The sequence below is a fragment of the Isoptericola sp. NPDC060257 genome (genome assembly GCF_042726645.1).
GTDB lineage: Bacteria > Actinomycetota > Actinomycetes > Actinomycetales > Cellulomonadaceae > Isoptericola > Isoptericola nanjingensis.
In genome coordinates this window covers 1-4,018 of the sequence record NZ_JBHXAW010000344.1, presented here as the reverse complement: position 1 = coordinate 4,018, position 4,018 = coordinate 1, and the positions used below count along the sequence as shown (strand labels likewise).

Here is a 4,018-nt window from a genome sequence, read left to right as displayed (position 1 = left end):
GCCCGGCCGTCGGAGGACCGGTCAGGCGGGGGCGGTGCGCCCTCAGGACGCGGCGCGTCCCCGCCCGGACGTCACCCCGGCGGCGTGTGCACGAACCCCGGACCCTGCGCGGCAGGGTCGGTGTCGAGGGTCAGGGTGTCGAGGGCCGGCGCGGCCTGCGCCTCGACGAACACGTGCGTGGCTCCCTCCTCGTCGACGACCTGGTCGTCGGGCTGGGGCGCCGGGACGAGCGCGAGCTCGAAGTTGCCAGGCTGGCCGGCGGACTGCGCGATCCGCAGCCCGCCCTCGTCGGGCACCCCCGCCTGCTGGGCGAGGTCCTGGACGGCGGTACGGGCGTTGTCGGTCACGGTGAGCATGGACGCTCCTCTCGTCGGTCCTTGCGAACCCGTCCACCGAAACAGGACCTGGGGCCCGACGCAACGATGAGACGCGATCGGGACGAGATCTCCCGGTGGGTGAGACCCCGCGTGACAGCCGTCCCGTCGCGTCGATAGGTTGCCCTCCGTGACCGGATCGTGACCTTGCGGGCGGCGTCACGGGCGTGGCCGGGACCCGGTGCGCACGGGCCGCCCGCAGCCCCGCGTACGCTGTCCGCAGCCGGCGACCGACCTCCGGGCGGACGGCGGCGGGCCTCTAGCTCAACTGGCAGAGCAGCGGACTTTTAATCCGCGGGTTGTGGGTTCGATCCCCACGGGGCCCACTCCTGCACGACACCGTCGCAGGCCGTCGTCGTCCGAAGGAGCTCCGTGCCCGTCCGCGTCCAGGTTCCCGCCGTCGTCGCCCACCGCGGCGCGTCCGCCGACGCCCCGCAGAACACGCTGGCCGCGATCGACCTCGCCGGGGAGGTGGGCGCCGCGATGGTCGAGATCGACGTCCACCTCAGCGCCGACGGCGTCCCGGTGGTCATCCACGACGGGACGGTCGACGCCACGACGGACGGGACGGGCGAGGTGCGGAGCCGCACCAGGGACGAGCTGCAGGTCCTCGACGCCGGCTCGTGGTTCGGCCCGGAGTTCGCCGGGCAGCGCATCCCCACGCTGGCGGAGGTGCTGGACGTCGTCGCACGACACCCGGGCCTCGGCGTCCTGTGCGAGTACAAGGGCCGCTGGAGCGCCGACGACGTCGCGGTGACGATGCGCGTGCTCGACGACCCGGGACTGGACGGCCGGCTCATCGTGCAGGGGTTCGACCCGGAGACGGTCGCGGCCCTGCGCGACGTCGCGCCGCAGGTGCCGCGCTCCCTGCTGGTGGAGCACCCGCGCGAGGGCCTGCCCGCCCTCCTCGCCGCGCTCGGCGCGGCCGCCGTCAGCCCCGGGGTGGCGCTGGTCGCCGGCGACCCGGACCTCGTCCCGACGGCGCACGCCGCGGGGCTGCGGGTCTTCGGCTGGACGGCGAACGACGAGCCCGCGTGGCGCACGCTCGTCGACGCGGGCGTGGACGGCATCATCACCGACCGTCCGGCGGCCCTGCGCGACTGGCTCGAGTCGAGGGCGTCGCCCGCCCAGGGCTGACCGGGCCGGGCGCCCGGCGGCTCAGCGCCGCGGCGCGTGCAGCCAGCCCGAGAGGCGCCCCGTCACCCAGGGCAGCACCCAGAACGACATGATCGGCGTGAGCACCAGCGTCGAGACGAGCACCCGCAGCAGCACGTGCAGCTCCGCGAAGGGCGGCACGAGCCACCCCACCAGCACGGTGAACGCGAGGTTCACGGGGAAGAAGCCGAGCCAGATGGCCACGGACTGCTTCCACCGCGGCGGCGCGGCCAGCAGCGGCGGCCCGGTCGGCTCGTCCTGCCGCACCGGCGGGTCGAACCAGCCCTCGATGCCGGTGCGCCTCTCCACCCGCCGCTCCTCGACGAGCCCCTCCCCGGCGGCGAGCCAGCGCCGGCGCTCGGGCGACTCCTCCCAGGCCTCGAGTCGGGCCGCGTCGGCGAAGCGGTAGAGCATGATCCAGTCCGTGGCGCCCTCGGAGGCGCGGATCCAGCCGGAGCCGAGGAAGCCGTCCCAGCGGTTCGCGAGCCGGACGCCGGACTGCACCCAGGCGGTGACCTCGGGAACGCGGTCGGGGCTCACGGCACGGTGGACCGCGACGGTCACGGGGGCGGAAGTCATCCGAGCATCCTGGGGCGCGGCCCGGCGTCGCGCCCCTCGCCCCCGTCCCGGCGGGACGACGCGTCCCACGATCCGGGCGCGCTCCGAGGATCGCCGGGATGTCCCGGTCTTCACATCTCGTCCCTACGCCCCGCACGGGATTCGTGTCGTCTGGTCGCCTCGCTGGCCCGGAGCACCCGTCGAAACGGTTGAAGATGGAATGAGCTTCCGACCGGTGCGAGCTCCCGAGAGGTTCGAGCTCCCCGCCTTCCCTACCCCGAGGACTTCCCCCCGTGACCGAGCACGCCCCTGCGCCGCTGCCCCGGCGCCGCGACATCCACCACCCGACCCGGCAGCGCCGCGCGGACGTCCACGCCGACGCGCCCGCCGCCCGTCCCACCACGCCGCGCCTCGGGCGCCGCACCGTGCGCGCCGGCGTCCCCGTCGCGCTCACCGTGATGGCGCTGACGACCGGGGTGGTGCTCACCGGCAACTCCACCGCGTCCGGGGAGACGCGCACCGCCGCGTCGACCGACGCGGGTTCGTCCTCGGTGGGCACCATCGAGACCGGTACGTTCGGCACCGTCTCCCCCACCGCCTCGGCCACGACGGCGATCGTGCGGCCCACGCTGTCCGGCGCCGCGGGCGCGACGTCGGGCGCCGTCGGCTCGGACACCGCGAGCACGGGCGCGGCGAAGGCCGACACCGAGCAGGCGTCGTCGAAGGGCGCCGCAAGGAGCGCCGCCCCGTCCGGCGACGAGGCGCTCACCGCCGCCCAGGACGCCCTGGCCCGCGCCGACCGGATGACGACCGAGACGCTCGGGGTCCCGGCCAAGCAGCGCAAGGCCGTCGCGAAGAGCGCGGCGCACCTGCGCGACGTCGTGACCGACCGCTCCGGCGCGGAGACTGCGTCGCGCGCCGGCGAGCGCACCGCGCTCGACGTCCGCGGCCAGGACGCGGCCGACGTCGCCGAGGCGACCGAGGACCTCACCACCCTGATCGAGAAGGCCGACACGACGGCGATCAGCATCACGCCCGCCCCCGCGACGCCGGCCGAGATCCTCCACGCGCAGGCCGCGGCGGCCCGCAAGGCCGCCCCCTCCCTCAAAAAGTTCGCGGACGACACCGAGGGGTATGAGAACGGTCGCCTCGCGTCCGCCGACCTCGAGGGCCTGTCCTTCGCGTCGGGCGAGTCCCTGCGTCGCGACGCGGCCGAGCAGCTCGAGCGCCTCGACGCCGCCTACCAGGCGCGCTTCGGCGAGCACCTGCAGATCCGCGACTCCTACCGCTCCTACGAGTCGCAGGTGTCCGTCAAGGCGAGCCGCGGCTACCTCGCGGCCGTGCCCGGCTACTCCGACCACGGCTGGGGCATCGCCGTCGACATCAACGGCGGCGTCGAGGAACGCTCGAGCGCCCAGCACCGGTGGCTGGCCGCGAACGCCGCGAAGTTCGGGTGGCGCAACCCCGCCTGGGCGCAGGCGGACGGCCGCAAGCCGGAGGCGTGGCACTGGGAGTACCGCCCGTCCTGAGGCTCGACGCCCCGCAGCACGACCCCGACGGACCTGTGACGCCCCGCGCGTCACAGGTCCGTCGTCGTCGGCCGGGAGAGCGGCTCAGGCCCAGCCGAGCTCGTGCAGCCGCTCGTCGTCGATCCCGAAGTGGTGGGCGATCTCGTGCACCACGGTGATGGCGACCTCCTCGACGACGTCGTCGCGCGAGTCGCAGATGGCCAGGGTCGGGTTGCGGTACACGGTGATCCGGTCGGGCAGCGAGCCCGCGGCCCAGAACTGCCCGCGCTCGGTGAGCGGCACGCCCTCGTACAGCCCCAGGAGCTCGGGGTCGTCGGCGGGCGCGTCGTCCTCGACGAGGACGACGACGTTGTCCATCATCGCCGCCAGGTCGGCCGGGACCTGGTCGAGGCCGTCCCGGAC

Annotated in this window: 5 protein-coding genes and 1 tRNA gene; 3 read left to right on the top strand and 3 right to left on the bottom strand. The window is 75.0% G+C overall.

Annotation, left to right across the window (positions count from 1 at the left end; genetic code table 11):
• Positions 1-71 precede the first annotated feature (71 nt).
• On the bottom strand, positions 72-356 hold the full coding sequence (locus ACFWEK_RS19635; RefSeq protein ID WP_430555128.1) for an iron-sulfur cluster biosynthesis family protein: 285 nt from the start codon (positions 354-356) through the stop codon (positions 72-74).
• A gap of 271 nt (positions 357-627) precedes the next feature.
• On the opposite strand from ACFWEK_RS19635, the gene ACFWEK_RS19630 reads away from it, so the two are divergent.
• Positions 628-700 (top strand) — tRNA-Lys (locus tag ACFWEK_RS19630).
• 46 nt (positions 701-746) lie between these two features.
• On the top strand, positions 747-1,511 hold the full coding sequence (locus ACFWEK_RS19625; RefSeq protein WP_430555127.1) for a glycerophosphodiester phosphodiesterase: 765 nt from the start codon (positions 747-749) through the stop codon (positions 1,509-1,511).
• Between the two features lie 21 nt (positions 1,512-1,532).
• Here ACFWEK_RS19625 and ACFWEK_RS19620 read toward each other — a convergent pair whose 3' ends face one another.
• Positions 1,533-2,108, bottom strand: coding sequence for an antibiotic biosynthesis monooxygenase (locus ACFWEK_RS19620; protein ID WP_430548398.1), 576 nt, complete (start codon positions 2,106-2,108; stop codon positions 1,533-1,535).
• 272 nt (positions 2,109-2,380) lie between these two features.
• On the opposite strand from ACFWEK_RS19620, the gene ACFWEK_RS19615 reads away from it, so the two are divergent.
• Positions 2,381-3,616 carry a D-alanyl-D-alanine carboxypeptidase family protein gene (locus ACFWEK_RS19615; protein ID WP_430555126.1) on the top strand — a complete coding sequence of 412 codons (1,236 nt, stop codon included), beginning with the start codon at positions 2,381-2,383 and terminating at the stop codon, positions 3,614-3,616.
• Positions 3,617-3,700: 84 nt separating this feature from the next.
• Here ACFWEK_RS19615 and ACFWEK_RS19610 read toward each other — a convergent pair.
• On the bottom strand, positions 3,701-4,018 hold a 318-nt coding region (locus ACFWEK_RS19610), incomplete at its 5' end, for a metallopeptidase family protein (protein WP_430555125.1).